10 protein-coding genes are annotated in these 19,377 nt (G+C 41.1%); 1 reads left to right on the top strand and 9 read right to left on the bottom strand.

Going from position 1 to position 19,377, the window contains the following annotated elements; all coding sequences use genetic code 11:
* Window positions 1–104 precede the first annotated feature (104 nt).
* The 9 genes from M1P97_RS04435 to M1P97_RS04475 all read right to left on the bottom strand — a co-directional run bounded on the left by M1P97_RS04435 (window position 105) and on the right by M1P97_RS04475 (window position 18,045).
* Window positions 105–3,404, bottom strand: coding sequence for a DUF5107 domain-containing protein (locus M1P97_RS04435; RefSeq protein ID WP_249388495.1), 3,300 nt, complete (start codon window positions 3,402–3,404; stop codon window positions 105–107).
* Window positions 3,405–3,527: 123 nt separating this feature from the next.
* On the bottom strand, window positions 3,528–5,114 hold the full coding sequence (locus M1P97_RS04440) for a RagB/SusD family nutrient uptake outer membrane protein (RefSeq protein WP_249388496.1): 1,587 nt from the start codon (window positions 5,112–5,114) through the stop codon (window positions 3,528–3,530).
* A 23-nt stretch (window positions 5,115–5,137) separates the two neighbouring features.
* Window positions 5,138–8,437, bottom strand: coding sequence for a TonB-dependent receptor (locus tag M1P97_RS04445; protein ID WP_249388497.1), 3,300 nt, complete (start codon window positions 8,435–8,437; stop codon window positions 5,138–5,140).
* A 113-nt stretch (window positions 8,438–8,550) separates the two neighbouring features.
* Window positions 8,551–9,756, bottom strand: a complete 1,206-nt coding sequence (locus M1P97_RS04450; RefSeq protein WP_249388498.1) for a FecR family protein — start codon at window positions 9,754–9,756, stop codon at window positions 8,551–8,553.
* Window positions 9,757–9,846: 90 nt separating this feature from the next.
* Window positions 9,847–10,431 (bottom strand): RNA polymerase sigma factor, encoded by a 585-nt coding sequence (locus M1P97_RS04455; protein WP_195374109.1) that lies wholly within the window; start codon window positions 10,429–10,431, stop codon window positions 9,847–9,849.
* A 139-nt stretch (window positions 10,432–10,570) separates the two neighbouring features.
* A complete protein-coding gene (locus M1P97_RS04460; RefSeq protein ID WP_249388499.1) occupies window positions 10,571–11,935 on the bottom strand; it encodes an alpha-L-fucosidase in 1,365 nt (454 codons plus the stop codon).
* Between the two features lie 79 nt (window positions 11,936–12,014).
* Entirely contained in the window at window positions 12,015–13,637 is a 1,623-nt protein-coding gene (locus M1P97_RS04465; RefSeq protein WP_249388500.1) for a RagB/SusD family nutrient uptake outer membrane protein, read from the bottom strand.
* A gap of 37 nt (window positions 13,638–13,674) precedes the next feature.
* On the bottom strand, window positions 13,675–17,061 hold the full coding sequence (locus tag M1P97_RS04470; protein ID WP_249388501.1) for a TonB-dependent receptor: 3,387 nt from the start codon (window positions 17,059–17,061) through the stop codon (window positions 13,675–13,677).
* Window positions 17,062–17,280: 219 nt separating this feature from the next.
* Window positions 17,281–18,045, bottom strand: a complete 765-nt coding sequence (locus tag M1P97_RS04475; protein WP_249388502.1) for a FecR family protein — start codon at window positions 18,043–18,045, stop codon at window positions 17,281–17,283.
* Between the two features lie 328 nt (window positions 18,046–18,373).
* Between M1P97_RS04475 and M1P97_RS04480 the strand changes: the two genes are divergently transcribed.
* Window positions 18,374–19,318: a FecR family protein gene (locus M1P97_RS04480; RefSeq protein ID WP_249388503.1), complete on the top strand. Its 945-nt coding sequence runs from the start codon at window positions 18,374–18,376 to the stop codon at window positions 19,316–19,318.
* Window positions 19,319–19,377: the final 59 nt, after the last annotated feature.

The raw sequence follows: 19,377 nt of genomic DNA on the forward strand, positions 1-19,377 counted from the left end.
TTTTTGTCTTTATAATCCTATATAGATAAAAAAGAACGATCCTCTATTGTTTCAGAGAATCGTTCTTTTATTTGGTTTACTCTTTATTTATCAAAGAGTGGTTGTCATTCAGGCATTTGTTTAGCCCAGATATTACCGGGATATAGCTGGATTGCCTGTTTGAACTCCTCGTTTGCCTTAGAGGGATTGTTTTGTAAGAAATGTATCAGCCCCGAATAATACAGGATGTTGCTTTGTTGTATATTCTGGTTTGCTTCTCCGAATTTGGCGTATGAATCCATCAGGTTGGTTTGCATACGTTCCAGGCTTTTTTTCATATCTGCCAGAGTAGCATCGGCTTCTTCGTTCCTGTTCAGTTTTCTGAGTGATTTGACTTTGTAATAGTTCAGGTCAGTCAACCGGTTTCTGAAATCGGTATTTGCTGATTTCTCAAAGCATTCTTTGGCCTTGCCTGCCTGGTTCATTGCTTCATAAGCGACACCAGACAGATAATAAACTTTTGCTTCATATCCACCTCTTGGTGAAGGAGCTACCTCGAGGTTGACAGGATACTGGTTTGCCTGGTCGAATTCGTTGATAGCCTCTTTGTAACGTTTTCCTTTCAATAGCTTCATTCCTTTCAGCATATGCGAGTCCACATAGATATCGTGAACCTGTCCACCGCCTTCCCATAGATGGAAATGTCTACTGTCAAGTATTTTTATCGCTTTGTCATACAGGCCGGCAGCATTGTACAATGTGAGTAAGCGCATAACGGCATCATCGTGCTTCATGACTGTTTTCAGATGAGATTCCAGTCGTTTTAATCGCATATCTGCCGATACGTTTGCTTGTTCATAGATCTTATCCGATTCTGTCAGTAGGAGAGGATCGTTCGGATTGGCTTTGATAGCCATATCATAATACTTCATGGACTTATCCAGTTCATTCAGGCAACCATAGCCGAAGCCGACATTACGACAGGCAATGGCGAAAGACGGATTAAGTTCTGTGGAACGTATCCAGTGGTCGAGGCCTGCTTCTTTCTGTCCGAGATAGTAAAGTAAATTTCCCAGGTGATAATGAAGGAATGAATTGTCCGGACTTTCTTTTAATAAAGTCTCAAACAGGTTGATCTCTTCTATACGGAAAGGATAATTGTTCAACGGAGATAATGATCCGGCCTTATCCAGACAGGCAATAGCTTCAGTCTGATTGTTCTGTTCCAGTAAATTATATGACTTGTAATAATAGAGCAGCGGATAAGATGCATATGGATCTCCCAGAGCTATCGCTCCGTTTAGCAATGCCAAAGCATCTTCGGTAGCTCCTATTTTCATATAGTTGGAAACGACTTCCAATAACTCTTGTACGGCAATGATCCCTTTACTGTTATGATTGGTTCCGGTATTCAGGAAAGAGGTGCTTTGGGAGGCCAATAGACTGGCTTCCGCTGCGCTCCAGTAATCCAGCGGATCGATTTGTTGGATGTAACGGATTGTTTCCTGTGCTTCTTCTTTCTTCCCCTGCATCCGGAGGATATAAGCCTTTAACGTTAGAGCCTGAAGATCGCGTTCTCCCACATAAAGGGACTGGGTGATCATGTCCATGGCTTGTTTATAGTTTTTGTCTTTTACAGCTAATACGGCCAGTTCATAGAAAGAACGATGTTTGAAATCGGGCGTCCAGGTCGCTGCCCAATAGGCGTCTTTCGCTTTGCCCGTATTTCCGGTCATTTGATATAGGTATCCCAGATAATATAAGGCTTCCGTATTTTTGACGGTTGTGTAGTCATGTGACAAACGGGTCTGGGCACGGTTTAGATGTAATGCTGCTTTATCCCATTTCCCTTGGCGGATATAATGTTTGCCGACTTCGATGTTAACACGTGCATCCATGGAGTCACGCAACAGGGCTTCATTATAAAAGTCCATGTAATCCAGGCGTGCATTATTGAATTGATCGACACGTAACCCGGCCAGATAGAGTTCTTCGTTTGTTTTGTATTCTTTAACTGGTTTGGTGCCGTCGATAACTTTAGGAAGCGGCTTTTCTTCCAGTACGATCGGACGATAATCGACCAGCAGGTTTCCATTTGCATCGTAGAGTGCGGTATACAATGCTGAGGCGTCTGACGGATCGGGAACGGATACCTGACCGAGGAAATATTTATCGGGGTCGATATTGATTCGTTTATCCATTAGTATCTGATCTTTGTATTTTACCACGACACGAGCATTCTCATACAGTGTGGTTGCACAATAACCTACACGGTAGTTGTTTCCTTCGATCGGTTCAAAATTCACAGCAGCGTCGTCTGTCGCATTTTTAACGCCTTTGATACCTTTTACCGGATACCATATCTGGCTGAATTCCCTGATTTCGCCAGGGTTTATCCAGCTATAATCCGGTTGGTTGTCGGAATAACCACCTACCATTAATTCCAGATAGTGCCCGTCATTGTCCGATAATATTTTGTTCCACATCTCACCATTTTCATTATTACCCCATAAAAAGAATTTCTTTCCGGGAACGACATGGCGGTTGGCTACGTGCACTGTTCCGGCATCTTTCCCATAATCGTAACCAGCCAGAAATGACATTTCACTTCCCCATGCGAAAATAGAGCGGGAGCTGCCTGTGAAATTTTTCCACCACGACAAATCTTCTATTTTCCCATCACCGACGGTCGTTTCTCCTTGCGGCCAGTTAGTGAAGTATACTTTATGATGATCTGCACCGAATTGTACATCAGGCGGGAATATCACCTGATATTGATCGTTACAATGAACAGATACATTGGCCCAATAGAGCATCGACTGGATCATTGGGGTCGGATTGATCACTTTTATTTTAGCTTCCACCCATGAACGGTTGGGATATACTGAAACACCTACCGACCATTTCAGTCGGTGGCGTAGTTCGGTTTCTCCTACCCATACCGTTTTACTCCCGTCTTCGTTTTCTTTCATAGTCCAGTTAACCGGCATATAGCTGCTTGCACGGTGATGATCGGGTATATTCCATTCCACACCTCCCGACAACCATGCCCCCAACATTCCGATCAGGGCGGGTTTTACTCCGGTTTGGGTGTAAAAGAAATGGTAATCGTTTGTTTTGTCGGAAGCGGCAAAGATACGGCCTCCGATTTCCGGAAGAATAGCGATGTCGACGTATTGATTATCCAACCGGAGTACATTATAATCCTGCTCAGTTTTCTTTTCTGTCAATACATCATATAAAGGATAAGGATAAATATATCCTTCGGCTCCCTGGTAGACACGTCCGGTAAAGAATATCGGATCGATCTCCGGATTGCCGATCTGGTAAGTAGGGATCTTTTCTGTTACGGACTTCATGTTAACCTGTTGTCCCCAAAGGGAACCTGCACATAATAATAGAAGTGGTAAGAATTTAGATTTCATGGTAGTAATAATTAAATATACGCATACAAAGGAAATTAAAAACATGAGAGAGGATAAAAACTGCCCCGAGATCACTCTCGGGACAGTTACATGTAGGCTTAAGCCTTTAGACTAATATCTGTTTTATCTTTTCAAATTCGAGTTCAACTGAGTATCTGATGACGGATATGGCAGATAAATAGATTTCTCACCTTGCCAAGTTACTGATTCAGGTACATTGACACCTTCTTTTAGCATAACACCCGGGGCTACTTCGATGGGTGCATTGATTTTGCGTTCGTTGAATGTTTTTTCCAACAGTTCCATACGCATCTGGTCATCACGGCGTGTAACCAAGGCTACCCAGTAACCACAAACTTCCCAACCATGTTCCTGAAAAGCTGCATTTGCAAAAGCATCACCACTTAAACCACTTTGCAAAGGTTCCAGTCCGGCACGTTCGCGAACCTTATTAATGCATTCGTAAGCCATTGCATTCGGGGTACCGTCAGCACGCGCTTGTGCTTCTGCATACCATAAAAGAACTTCCGAATAGCGGATCAAACGATGGCGATGTCCGTTTGTTGATACTGAAACATTGGCAGGCTTTGTATAATCATAATCACCTCCGTCTTGGCCAATTGAAAAGATGGAAAACATCGGATGCTGTTCGGGTATGTCTTTATCCCACCAATCGATTAATTCAGCACCGACTTTGTTGCCTTTTAGGATTTTCGGGTTGTAAGTCGCATCCTTACGCGGACCGGCAGGAAATTCTTTCCAGAACTTGATTTCGCCCCAGCCATCACCCCAACCACCGAGGGATTCAAACATATTACTGTTGGTCATCTGTGAGTCTTCGTCCCATTGGAATGAACCGGAATAATTGATACCGACAACCGTTTCATTGGTGTAGTTATGGCTAATTGCATATACATTTTTATAATCAGGTTCGAGGATATATTCATAATCTCCTTTGTTTACTCCATCGATCACTGCTTTTGCTTGTTCGGCAGCCGAAGCGTAATATTGTGTCTGCTTCAACGGCCAGCCAGCCATTGCCATATAAACAGCAGCCAGGGTGGCTTGTGCAGCCTGCTTGGTGATATAAATATTGGCTCCGCTAATATATCTCGGTGCGGTGGAATAAGTGGTTGGAAGAGTCGCTACACAATCCTGCAAATCTTTAACGATCTGATTGTATACTTCTTCAATGCTTGCCAACGGACGTTCGTAATTGATTTCATTATCCAATACCAATGGAACTTGTCCCCAGCGGCGGACCAGCCAAAAGTAGTTTGCGGCACGCCAATACTTGGCTTGACCAATTGCAATATTGAGCTCTTCTTGCGTAGTCGGTGTCTTTTCTGCATTTAGGATAATATAGTTGGCCGCTTTGATAGCTGTATATCCGGTAGACCATGAGGCGTCTACGCCCTTATTGGCATCTGTCGGGTGGAATCCGTCCACTTCAGCATATGCCTGTTTGTTACTACCTGAATTTGTTGTCAAGTCGTCACCTTGCCAGGAAGGAATCGTCGGGTTTGTATTAACTTGAATATCGCAAACTTTGCGATATAAGGCATAGGTTGCCATGTTCAATTCATCCTGAGATGCGAAGAAGGTTTCTGCGATTAATTGCCCCTTCGGATCTTCATTGAGAAAGTCGTTACATGATGAGGTTGATAGCATCACCAAACCTAAAGCACATATTATATATTTAGTTTTCATAAGAATTCTTCTTTATTTAATGGTTAGAAATTCATGCGGACACCAAAAGTATACGAACGAGTTAACGGATAGGCTCCTAAATCAATACCATCGTTTATATCGATACTGCCTGTACCAGGATTTACAAAAGAGATACCGGCCGGATCCATACCTTTATATCCTGTAATGGTAAATACATTCTGGCAACTGAATGTAAAACGCAGGTCTGCGAACTTAGCCACAGTCTTCGGCAGATTGTAAGACAAACTGATATTGTCTAAGCGGAAGTAGCTGGCCGATTCCAGGAATTTAGTAGAAGTGGAAGCCGACTGATAGTCGTTGCCAGATATTGTGACAGCCGGATAACGGGCTGACTGTCCTTTTGTGGCAAAGTTATCATTCATGTATTCGCGTAATGTAACAAATGCAAAGTCACCAGTCATGGCTGTTCCGGTAAAACGAAGCAGATTCAATCGATCCGCACCGAACGAACCTGTAAAGAACATGTTCAAATCCCAGTTCTTCCAACGCAGACTGTTATTCCAACCCAAGGTGAAGTCCGGGTTTGCCTTTCCGATAAAGGTACGGTCTTTACTATCAATAATTCCATCTTTGTTTCGATCTACGAACGTATCATGTCCTGTTTTGTCTAGCCCTTGCCATTCGTATCCATAGAAAGAACCGATCGGTTGTCCTACTTCTATACGAGACACACCGTCTGTCGGAATCATACCGGAAACAACATTTGCTCCGGAAATAAAGTCCAATCCAGCCAGATCTTTTACTTCGTTCTTAAGATAGGTTCCGTTAATGGTCGTATTCCATCCGAAATCCGGTGTATCAAAAATAGTAGCATTGACAGAGAAGTCGACACCACGGTTGCTGATTTCGGCGGCATTCACCCAATAAGAACCACCGCCGTCATAGGAGGGTATGGTGCGTTTCAGCAAACCGTCTTTCGTACGTTTGTCGAAGTAGTCTAATGAAACGTTCAACCGGCGATTGAGTACGCTGAAATCAACACCCAGATCGAACTGATGTGTTGTTTCCCAAGATAATTCCGGAGTTGCTTTCGTTTGTCCGATCCAATAACCGGTGTATTTGGAGGTTCCGCCAAAAGCATACAATTCCTGTTTCATCAAGCCTAATGTTTCATACGGGTCGATAGCCTGGCTACCGATCACACCATAGCTGGCCCGGATTTTCAGATCTTGAACAACGTTTTGTTTTTGCATAAACGGTTCATTACCCATTGACCAGGCAGCGGCAATAGATGGGAACCAGCCCCATTTGTCTTGTGTGAACTTAGAAGAACCGTCGGCACGTAACGTACCGGTTACCATATAACGATCTTTGAAATTATACATTACACGGGCAACACCGGAAACCAATCCCCATTTAGTATATTTATTATCCACTGTACGGCTAGAGGCCATATTGGCGTTCCACCATCCAACACTTTCCGTCAATAAATTCTGACCGTTTACGGATAGATAACGATATTCGGATTGGGTAGCCTCATAAACAGCTGTAGCTGTCAACGCGTGATCGCCCCATTTGCCTGTATAGGTAAAGTTGTTCGTAGTCTGTAAAGTCATGCGATAAGCATCGTTGTTACCCATGCTACTTTTACTATCAACCTTTTTCGTTCCAAATGAATATCCTTTCAGATCGTTATAATCGATGCCGTTACTGGTCGTAAAAGTTAATCCAGGTAAGATATCGAACTTTAAATCGATACGGGCATTGACGATATCGGTCATCGATTCACCCATCTGTTCTTTCAACAGACCTACAGGATTCAACTGCGTTAACGCACTGTAGTTGTCTCTAACGTATGTACCATCGTCATTCATGATGCCGAGTACCGGTGCATAGTTCATTGCAATATTAACGATATTATCTTTGCCTGTATTGAAGTTGGCACTCTTCCGGACGTTATGCGAAGCGTTCACATCGGCTGTCAGGTGCAGCCAGTTTGTTAGTTGCGAAGTGATATTGGCACGAGCCTGATAACGTTTGTTGTTGTTTTCGATTACCACGCCGTCTTCTCCGGTGAAGTTACCCGAAACCAAATACTGTATCTTGTCGCTACCACCGGAAAGTGTAAGGCGATAATCTTGTGTTACACCATTCTGGAAAATTTCATCTTGCCAGTCGGTACCTGCTGTTCCGTTTTGGAATGCCGACAGTTGATCAGAAGAAAAGGTATTTGCCCGATATGTATTATACAAAGTGGCAAATTCGTACGGGTTCAACGTATCGTAGCGTTTTGCCACTGTTCCGACACCTATACGAGCATCAAACATGATCTGACGGGAATTGGCTTTACCAGTCTTTGTGGTAATTAATACAACTCCGTTTGCACCGCGTGAACCGTAGATGGCAGTTGAAGAAGCATCCTTCAAAATTTGCATCGATTGGATATCTTCAGGATTCAAACCAGTCAGGCCGCTTTCACGAACGATGCCGTCGATTACATACAATGGGTCGTTGCTGCGGTTAATAGAACCGGACCCACGTACACGAATCTTTACTGTTCCTCCTGGAACACCGCTGCTTTGTACCTGTACACCAGAAACACGGCCTTGCAAAGCATCGGACACCTGTGTGATCGGTTGATCTTTAAACGCTTTACTGTCTAATACGGATACCGAACCGGCTAAGTCGGCCTTTCGTACCGTACCATAACCAACTACTACAACTTCATCAAGTGCTTGGCTATCTTCCTTCAATGTAATATTGAATGAAGACTGGCTACCGACTTCAATCTCCTGTGGGAGATAACCTATGTAAGAAATCTGCAGAATCGCATTTGCCGGAACGTTTTCCAATGTAAACTTACCATCGAAATCGGTGATTGTTCCGTTTGTAGTACCTTTGACAATAATGTTGGCACCGGTTACCGGCCCCATATCGTCTTTTACTACACCGGAAATAACACGTGTATCCTTCTGATTTGTTTCAGTGTTTACAGGTGTTTCTTTTCTTGAAATGATTATCTGACGATCAGATATAGAATAAATATTTTCCGTGCCGGAAAATATTTGATCAAGTATCGTGTTTATCTGTTGATTTGTAGCTTTGACAGACACTTTCCGATTCAGGTCGATCGCTTTGTCGAGATAAAAGAAAATAAACTCGCTATTATTTTCTATTTCATTAATTACTTCTTTGACTGTTTTATTCTCAGTTGTTATAGAGAAAGATGTTTGCTGAGAATATGTTTCTGAAGCAAAGCAAGTTCCAATAGTTAAGAACGTCAAAAGCAGAAAAATCTTCATGGTGCGTAATAATCTCTTTTTGTTTGGTTTTCTTTGACTAAACCTTGTGTTCTTTTTCATATATGAAACGATTTAAGTTTATAAATACGGTTTAATGCATGTGAAATTGAATGAGTGGACAAGTTGCTAAATACTCGTCCTGTTGTTTCTAAGGATCCATGTTTGTTTGATTTTTAGGGTTTAACAATAATATTTATGTATTCGTCGTTTTTTATTATCTCTATCGGAGCTGCTTTCTGAAGTGCATTGAATACTTCATCCAGATCTTCTTTCAAATCCAGTTTGCCACTACAAGTCAGTTCGTTTACTTTTTCATCCCAGTTCATTTTTATTCCATAGTATTTGCAGAGTTTTTTCAATACGATATTAAGTCTTTGTTGGTTGAACTGGTAATATCCATCTTTCCATGCTACATAATCTTTCGTGTCTACATTTGAAACGCTACTCTTATTGCTTTGATTATCATATAAAAATAACTGATTTGGATTTAATGTGCTTTTCTTTAGACCTTTGGCTTTGATCTCCACTTTTCCTTCTACCAATACGACATCACTACTGGATTCGTTTTCATAAGCAGAGACATTGAACTGGGTTCCCAGATCCCGGATCTCCATTGTTTTTGTTTTTACAATGAATGGCCGGTTTTCATCATGCACAATATCCAGATAGATTTCTCCTTCGACAAAAATTTCCCGGTTATGATCTGTAAATTTTGCAGGATAGATAACTTTTGATCCGGAGTTCACCCATATTTTACTTCCATCTATAAATGTAATAGAAGAGCGCTTTCCTATAGGAACAATGAGTTGGTTGAATGATTGGATTTCTTCTTTCTCTTTTTCTACTTCAACACTTTGGGAGTTTACACTTACACCTCCTTCTTTCTTGTACTCAACCTCGGTTTCCTTCCCTTCAAGAGATAGTTTCTTGTTCTCTGAAAGGATTAACTGTACATTTTGTGATGGATCGTCGGTATGCGGTATAGATTTTATGATTGCCTCATAATTAATCTCTTGTTTATTGGAATATATGTTATACCATTCATAAGCAAAAAGTAGGAGTAAGGATGCAGCGATTCCTACTGTAATTTTTATAAAACTGATTCGTTTTTTCTTTGAGTCATATTGCTCGTTGGCAGTCTGAATTCTTTTCCATAGATTTTTTTGTTCTCCAAAGGATAAACTGGAGCTATCGGTAGAAACTTTTATATTTTTGAGGAAAAAGCGAGCAGCTTCGATTTCGACAGCCAAAGGTGCATTTTCTGCCTGAAGCTGTTGCCAGAATAAACGATCTTTTCCCGTTGGGTGTAATTCCGATTCCAGAAAATAATCATCACTCAGTAATTGATGTGCTTTATATTTAGTATAGTCTTTATTCATCTTTAGGGAGTCGCTTTTGTTATAAGGATACAGCAGTCCTCAATTTATACTCACCTAAAAATGATTTTTTTATTTAGCATTAGAATTTTGTTATTTTAGAGAAATGGAAAGTGCCAATATAAATATTTCCACAGAACCGTAACTGGCTCTGATTTTCTTTAATGAGCGTTGGATCAGGTTTTGGGCTGATTGGTAATTCAGATTCATCAAAATACATATTTCATCCATGCTTAATTCCTGAATAAATCTGTAATATATGATCTCTTTCTGCCGTGGAGGAAGTGAAGACAAAATTTCTTTTAATTTTCTCTGCTGATTTGTATATTGCTCATTTTTGATGAAAACTTCTTCAACCGTTGGTTCCAGTGAGAATTGAATATTCTCTGGTAGTTCCCGGTCATAAAGAGATTCTTTATAGAGAGTCCGGATAAGGCAATTCTTTAAAGAAACGAATAGGTAGACTTTTATATTTTCAGGAGTGACGAGACGGTCCCGGTTTTTGTATAGCGAAGTGAAAACTTCTTGTATACAATCTTTTATGATTTCAGAGTCGGATGTGAAACGAAGACCATACCGGTACAGAATTTGTACATAAGTATTGTATATCCAGCAATAGGAATCATTATCGCCGGAAACGAATTGGCGCCACCTTATTTTAGTCTCGTCTACTAGCATGGTTATGTATTGTTTGACAAATATAAGACATTTATTATGAAAAACAAGGTTTATAGTTTTGGATTGCTGAATAATATGCTGTAAGCAAAAAAGGTTCCTGTTTGAATATAAGCAGGAACCTTTAGTTATCACTTTTTTCTTATAATGTCTCAAAAACAGCGAAATTCAATATTTGGGGTTCTGCTTTCGACTCTGTTACAATAAGTTTGATAGCATCGAGTTTCTGGGGATCGAACCGGTTAATATGTTTGTGCCCGATGCAGGAACCGGAAGACAGATCGATCCACTCATTATCCTTTTTCCCTTTTAGAGTATATTTTAAAACTCTTTCTCCTTTAGATATGTCTTCCTGCATAATAACGCGATCGATGCTGGTCGGCTTTTCGAAAGCCAGGATGTATTCTGATCCGGTTCCGGAAGTTTGTTGGAGGGGTGTACTGTATTGCCGGTTTATCTCTTTACCTAATGCTTCTATCCGGCGAACATCAGCTTCCGGGATAAGCCCTTTGTTGTCGACAACCAGCCCTAATAGCATATTCGTATTTCTTCCAACACTGGTTTCATATTTTGTTAGTAGCTCAGGTATCGTGAACATCATGCTGTCTTCTCCGGCTGTCCAAAACCAACCGCCCTGGAATGAACGATTCCAGCGCAAGGTGAAGTCAGATTCTCCCGGACACCAGAACGGGGCAAAAGGATCACCGTTCAGACCGTTGATAACACGGGTGCCATCTGCATTTGTCGTAGAGTCGGCCGTAGACCAGCAAGGGTAGGGGGCAACACCTTCTTCGTTGCCGACCCATCTGACCAGATTCGGGTGACCATAAGGGCCCTGGAAGGCAACAGCGTTGGGCTGTAACTTTTGAACTAGTGATAACACGTCTGCACCGCCCTGTTCCCTGGAGAGTACACCTCCGTCGAACCATATTTCAAACAATTCGCCGTAATTACTCCACAACTCGGTTAGTTGTTGTGTTACGATCTTATTGTATTCCTCCTGGTTGACCGGACCTCCTTCCTGAACAATTCCCGGATTATCTACATACAGATAGCCATTGGCCGTGGTGCTGGCATAGATACCCGGTTTGATGTTATATTTTTTGCAGGAAGCAACAAAATCGGCAACAATATCTCCTTCACCATTTTTCCAGGGAGATTGTTTGATACTGTAATCGTGTGCTTCTGTCGGCCACAAGCTGAATCCGCTGCAATGTTTGGCAACAAGTACTGCATATTTAGCTCCCAGCTTCTGGGCCGTTTCCAGCCATTGATCGGTGTTTAAGTCTGTCGGATTGAATATGGAAGCGTTCGGGTGTGTCCCCCAGTTCCTGAAATTATAATCCGGTTGATAAACCGGCATGTCGAAATGGATCAGGACTCCCACTTCTGCATCCGCCCAGGCTAGTTGCCGGGCATTGGGAGTAACTATCTTCGTTGTCTCTTTGGGTGAACAGGATATGAGGACAGATAGAGCTGCCAGTAATCCTATAACTGTTTTTTTCATGATTGAGTCAGATTATATTTCAGATACAAGTATAGTGAAAAATAATGAGCCAATTAACTAATTGGCTCATTATTACTGTTTACCAATCCGGGTTTTGTGGTAACAAATTAGGATTGTAAGTGAATTCGTCGGTCGGTATCGGACGCAGGTACAGACGATCGTACCATTTACGGGTCATATTTCCGTATAAAATACGATAGTTTCCGGTGTCCGGATCACGTGGTCCTAAGTACGTTTTCTGGTTTTCGAGTAGTTTACCGGCTTTCCACCGGCACAAGTCGTTCCATCGAATGCCTTCGCAAGCCAATTCTACCCGGCGTTCACGGCGGATCTCGTTGAGTAACGGAGAAATGCTAACTTCCCAGTTAGGCCAGTTCGGGTCGGTAAATCCTACATTGGTCGTCAGATGAGGCATGCCTACACGATCGCGCAGTTTATTGATCGTTTTGTCCAGTACAGCCTGGTCGCATTCACCTAATTCGGCTTTTGCTTCTGCGTAGTTCAATAGCACTTCACCATAACGGTAGATCAGATCATCCAGCGTACATTTAATATATTCATTGTCTTCGGCCAGCGGAGAATACATCTTATATAAACGATAACCGGTGAAAGTCAGATTATTGAAGACCGGTGAATTCTCATATTCTTCCGAACCGTCGGCTAAGATAGCAATAGGGCGATCAGGAGTATACACACATTGTTTCAAACGTGGGTCACGATTCTCAAATTCATCCATGAATTTAATATCTCCCTTATAAAGATTACTTAATCCGATCGGTTTACCGTCTGTACACAAGAATGATTCTACGAAATCTTTGGTCATTCCGGTACCAACTTCACGAACGGTACGCGGACGGTTGTTCATACGTTTGTCTGTAATATAGGCGGTAAAGAAGATTGCTTCTTTATTATTCGTATAATCCTGCTGGTTGAACAAGGCATGATAATCATCTTGAATATTACCGGTTGAATAGATATCGAAGTTACCGCTGTTGATGATTCTTTCAGAGGCTTCCACACTGGCACGCAGATATTTGTCTGCGTTTTCCATGTTTCTGTATTTTCTCCAGGTTCCTTCAAACAGGCAAACTCTCGATTTCAGTGTTAAAGCGGAGTATCTGCTAAGCCGGGTATCTGTCATTGTTTCCGGTAGCCACTCACTTGCTTTATCCAGGCAGGCACAGATCGAGTCTATAACCGTTCCGCGGTCATTGCGTGGATTGTATAGCTCTTCCGAAGAAGTGGTCAGGTCTGTAGTCAACCAAGGTACGTCACCGAAACGGAGTACTTTTTCATAATAGAATTTAGCCTTGAAGAAATAGACTTCACCGACATACCGGTGAATGTTTTCTGTTATTCCTTCAACCGTATGATAACGTGCCAGGAAATAGTTACAGCTTCGGATGTTTGCCCAGTCACTCTTCGCCCAGCCTCCGCCGGCAGTAGGAACGGTATAATCGCTCCAGATGAAATCGTCTTTTGTCTGATGCGCCTGGTTGTCGGACGCATTGTCGTTGCCATAGGCACCGGTATTATCCAGTGTGGTATAAAACTGGTTGGCAAAGTTTTTCAAGTCACTTTCTGTCTTCCAATAAGTCTCGTCATTGATCTTATCTTCCGGGTATAAATCCATGAAATCGTTGTTACATGCAGAAACTCCGAGTAGTAAAGACAAGCTTGCAATATAATATACTTTTTTCATTCTGTTTTTAATTTTAATTATTCTACAATATTCTGTCTTAGAATGTCAGGTTAGCACCAAAAGAGAATGATCTGATGAATGGATAAGCATTCACTGTTGCCAATTCCGGATCGAAAGTATCAGGCATTCCGGAGAATTCGAACAAATTGTCCGCATTGAAGTAAACTCTCAGTTTGGAGATCTTGGCTTTTTCCGTAATGTATTTTGGAATAGTATAACCGAGAGCCAGCTGTTTACAACGGATATAAGCACCATTCAACATGAAACGGGTCTGGTTTTCGTTTACGGCAGAACCATTCATACGGGCACGGGGGAAGAATGCATCGCGGTTGTCTTCTCTCCAATAGTCGTAATTCATTTTCTGCGGAACAGACCATTGAGAAGTATAATGAGACAGATAGAATGTTTTTGCAGGGATGATATCACGTTTCATGGTTCCCTGGAAGAACATGGTAAAGTCGAAGCCTTTATATTCTGCTGTACCACGAATACCGAAGTTATAACGTGGAGTTTCGTTACCGATGATCTTCATGTCGCCAGGGTTATTGGCTGTGTTTTCTCCTTTTGTGACTTTGCCGTCACCATCCAGGTCTGCAAACTTCAGGTCACCGGCATATTGAGGATAACCAACAACTTTCGATTGATCCCATGAAGACGCTTCTTCATCCGATTGAAATAACCCATCTGTAACGAATCCCCAGATTTCCCCTAATTTTCTTCCTTCATAATAACTGTCAGAAAGATTCTTTGTCGGATTATCATATTTAGTGATTTCAGCCTGATAGTCTGATAATGATAACGTGGCACTATAGGCCAAGCCATTTTGTAATGTGGATTTCCAGGTTAAAGCCAATTCCCATCCTTTCGTTCTCAGGTCGGCGGCATTCATTTGCGGTTCACTGGTGCCGAGAATAGACGGCAATGTTTTAGACTTTGTCAACATATCTTCCGTTGTACGTACGTAGTAGTCGAATTCTCCGGTCAGTTTACTGTCGAACATAGAGAAGTTGAAACCTAAGTCCCACTGCTTAACAGTTTCCCATGTCAACTGGTCGCTTACCAGCCCTGGGGCATATACACCCATCTGTTTTTCTCCGTTGAATAAGTAACCAACTTCACCTGTCGAGTAGGAGGAAATATACGGATAATAAATATCGCTACCGCTTGTATTGTATATTACCTGGTTTCCTAATGCACCGTAAGAACCTCTGATTTTGAAGTCATTAACGATGTGCGAGATCGGTTTCCAGAATTTCTCCTGTGAAAGCCTCCAACCCAATGAGAAGGTAGGGAAGAATGCGAAACGATCATCTTTCGGGAAACGTGAAGAACCGTCGTAGCGGCCGTTTACCTGTATCAGGTATTTATCATCATATGCATAGAACAAACGGAAGAATGCACCACGGATAGCCCACTGGTTCATATAGTCACTCGTTGTACGGTCGCCGGTTGCCAGATTCAGGTACGGAATATCATTAGCGATCAGATTATTTCTGCTCAGTCCTACTCCTTTGTATGTTCTTTGTTCCTGATTGAATCCGATCATACCTTCAAAAGCATGCACTTTATTGATTTTCTTTTTATAAGTAGCATATGCATTGAATACGTCATATTGTGATTCATTTTTCGTATATGAAACCTGGTTCGGAGAAGTGTGCGGGAAAATAGAACCCGGATTTCCGTCAGCATCATAATCGATATATTCGCGAACATGGTTCTTAAAAGAGTAGTTATAATAATTATATGTATAGTCGACATTGATTTCCAAACCTTCCAGCGGGTTTAGTTTTGCAAATGCCGTCGCATACATATTGTTATTTCTCATTTCGGCAGAACCTCCCTGAGACAGCCATGCTGCCTGGTTTGTGAAGTAACCGTCACCGCAATAACCTGCAAAATGTCCGTCGGGATGGTAAATAGGCATCAGAGGACGACTGTCGCCTGGGATCGTTGCTCCCAGGGAATTGCTCCCATATTTATTTTGTGGACCGGTATTCATTTTTACCATCGATAGGGTCGCTCTCAGTCCAACCTGCAACCAGTTGTTTACTTTGTAGTTTACATGCTGTAAGACATTGAAACGCTTATAATCTTCATCTGTCCATTTAGAGATTCCATCTTGTTGGAACATACCGGCCGATGTCATATATTTGGCCGTTTCGCTACCTCCCTGTACACTGATATTGTACTGCTGCATCGGATAACTATTCTTATTCAACGCTTCATACCAATCTGTATTACCACAGTAACGATATTTGCTGGCAGCATCGTCCGGATGATGGAATACCGGAGAATTATTGACAGGGTCATTATAGTAGTTTCTAACATGTTCCATGGTAATGTTATCAAAATAATTACTACCGTTACTTGTCATATTGGCATCATTCATCCATTGAGTATATTCCATCGAGTTCATATATTTGGCATGAACGGTCGGGACATTGATGGAATAGTTGGCACTTAAAGAAACGACGGGTTTTTGTGTAACGAAACCTGTTTTAGTCGTGATCAGGATTACACCGAATGCTGCACGTGCTCCGTAAATGGAAGCTGATGCGGCATCTTTCAACACAGTAACGTCCTTTACATCCTGTGGGTTGAGCAGGTTGGGATCCATTTCAATGCCGTCTACCAGGATCAACGGACCACCACCGGATAAATTGGTAGTACCACGGATATTAAATTTAGAGCCTGTTCCCGGTGCACCGTTAGAAGATGTAATATTCAAGTTGGCAATAGCACCTTGTAAACCGGCTCCCAGGTTGGTAAGCGGGCGGTCTTCAATAACTTCCGAGCCGACAGTGGCAACAGAACCTGTCAAGTCTGCTTTTTTCATTGTTCCATATCCGACCACGACCACTTCTTCCAGTGTCTTGGAATCTTCTTGCAGGATGATTTCCATTCTTCTTTTAGAATCAGCCTTTATTTCCTGACTGACATAGCCGATAAAGGTAATAACCAGTGTAGAGCCCGACGGAGCGTTGAGTGAAAAGTAGCCATCTACATCTGTTGTTGTACCGTTGCTTGTTCCCTTTTGTATAATGTTGGCCCCGATAACGACATCTCCGTTTGTATCAATAACTTTTCCTTTGATAGTACCGTTCTGTTGTGGAGCAGCGTTCATATTCTGCTTTCCCAGGACAATATGGTTACCTTCTACAGAATATGTGATACCCGAATCAGCCAAAAGTTCTTTAAGCACTTCCGAAACAGGCCGGTTTTTAGCCTTTAAAGACACCTTCTTATTTGTGTTTACCTGGTTGTTATAAATAAACAGATAATCGGTCTGGAGCTCTATTTCGTTCAGTATACTTTCCAGTTGAACATTTTTCTTATTAATACTGACCCTTGCATTTTGTGAAAATGTATTATCTGCATATATATTTAATATGCAAACCAAAAGCAGGAATGTTGTGATTCTCATAATTCTGAAAAATTTTAAAGGTCGCGGTGCCCAATAATTACACCTCGATAAAGTGTTTTCTTTCATACTTTACTATGATTTGAAGTTAATAAATTAGATAATTTGTTTGTGTTAATTGGATGCCTGCCGGTTATTGCCCCCCAGCGAATAGCCGGCATTGGTGGTTAACAAGTTTTTATTTCATACGCATTTTAATTTAGGTGAAACATTCTGTTAAAATCATTTGATATAAATAATATGTTTGTCGTCGTCGCGCTGATAAGAAAATCTGATATCTTTCTGCAGGACTCTTAGCGCATAATCCACACCGTCTGTTTGTCTGAACTTTCCGGTATATAGATATTGTTGTACTTGTTTATTAGTTATGTGTATATTTATTCCATAATATTTTTCAAACTCTTTCATGATCGAAGCAAAAGTTTCATTTTTGAAACAGATCAATCCTTCCCGCCAACGATATGGATTGTAGTCGTCTACCGGCATCACCCGCAGTTTTCCCTTATATAGATAGGCTTTATTGTTGGGGGTAAGCATCAGGCTCTCATCTTTATCTGTGAGCGATGAGATTTTCACACATCCTTCCATCAGAGTTGTCTCGAATTTACCGGTGTCCGAATAAGATTCGACATCAAATTGTGTTCCGAGTACTTCTACGTTATATTTGGGAGTTTGTACGATAAAAGGTACTTTTTCATTTCTAGCCACATCGAAATAAGCTTCGCCGTCTAGCTTGACCAGGCGTTCACTCGAATTGAAGGTGACGGGATATTGAATTGTTGTCCGTGCATTTAGCCAAACATTTGTACCGTCTGGTAATGTGATATTGATGCGTTGACCGGCCGGTACGGCAATGGTCTGTAGAGGGATCAGAGCTTTTTTTGTTTGCATCTGTTGATAAACCAAACTCCCGCCAAGCGTAAGAGCAATAATGGCCGCTATTTTGATTAACTCAGTTCTAAGAGAACTCTGTCTTTGTTTTTCCATTCGAAAGAATTATAATTTTCTTTCGAATGGAAAAAAAAGATCATCCGAATAGAATAAAAAATAGAATGAAATGTAAAATATCAAATTGTCATTACTATACCGGGAAATTCAGATTTCTACCCTAGGTAATTTGAATTAATATTACGGGTAATATTTTTTAACGTATCAGAAAATGGAGATTTCTTTCTTTTTTATTACAATCTGATAGTTTTATCAGAGTTGTAAAGGAGGGAGAAATATGGTATTGTATAATTTTTTTTATTTCTTTACTAGGGATATTTATTTGTGAACTGCTATTATTATAGATGGACTATTGGAGACATTCAAAATGGACAAAGATATATTATATAAGTTTTTCGAAGGAACAACATCTTTAGAAGAGGAGAAGGATGTGAGACTGTGGATGGAAGCATCTGCAGATAATCGACGTGCCTTTTTTAAGGAAAGAAAGTTATTTGATGGAATGTTACTTTTAGGAGACGAGAATATAATCAGATCAGGAAAAAAGAGATTTACAATTAACTTTAGTTCTCTTAGAACTGAGTTAATTAAAATCGCAGCGGTCGTAGCAATAACCTTAGGAGGCAGTTATATTTATTTCCAGACTTCAATAGAAAAGGAGCTGATGGCAATGCAGACTATTTTAGTTCCGGCGGGTCAGCGGATTAATATTACATTGCCTGATGGTACAAATGTTTGGCTAAATGCCAGAACATCATTGAAATATCCTACAATGTTCAGCAAGAAGAACCGTCAGGTAATATTGGATGGAGAAGCCTACTTCGATGTTGCAAGAGATGAAAAAAAGCCTTTTATCGTGCAAACCGATAAATATAATGTGGAGGTTTTGGGAACCAAATTCGATGTAGATGCCTATGCTGAAACGGGAGAATTTGAAACTACGCTGATGTCGGGTAGCGTAAAGGTAGCTTCGGTAAACGATCCGGCACAGGAATTAATGTTAAAACCGAACAATAAAGTCTATTTACAAGATGGTAAGTTGCTGGTTACTTCGGTTAGCGATTATAATCCTTACCGATGGAAAGAAGGATTGATCTGTTTTAAGGATGCAACTTTTACTTCTATCATGAAAGAGTTTGAGAAATATTATGGATTGAACATTCATGTCAAAAACAAAGAAGTAGGAAAGTTTTTTTACACGGGTAAATTCCGACAGACAGACGGTATAGATTATGCTTTAAGGGTTTTACAGAAAGATATAAAGTTTACCTATCAGCGGGATGACGACAATCAGATAATTTATATCGAATAATTGAAAGAAATTAGTATTAAATATTTTATTAACCTTAAAGAAAGGAGCTTATGGGATAT

It is taken from the genome of Parabacteroides leei (assembly GCF_023369805.1).
In the GTDB taxonomy this organism is placed as follows: domain Bacteria; phylum Bacteroidota; class Bacteroidia; order Bacteroidales; family Tannerellaceae; genus Parabacteroides; species Parabacteroides leei.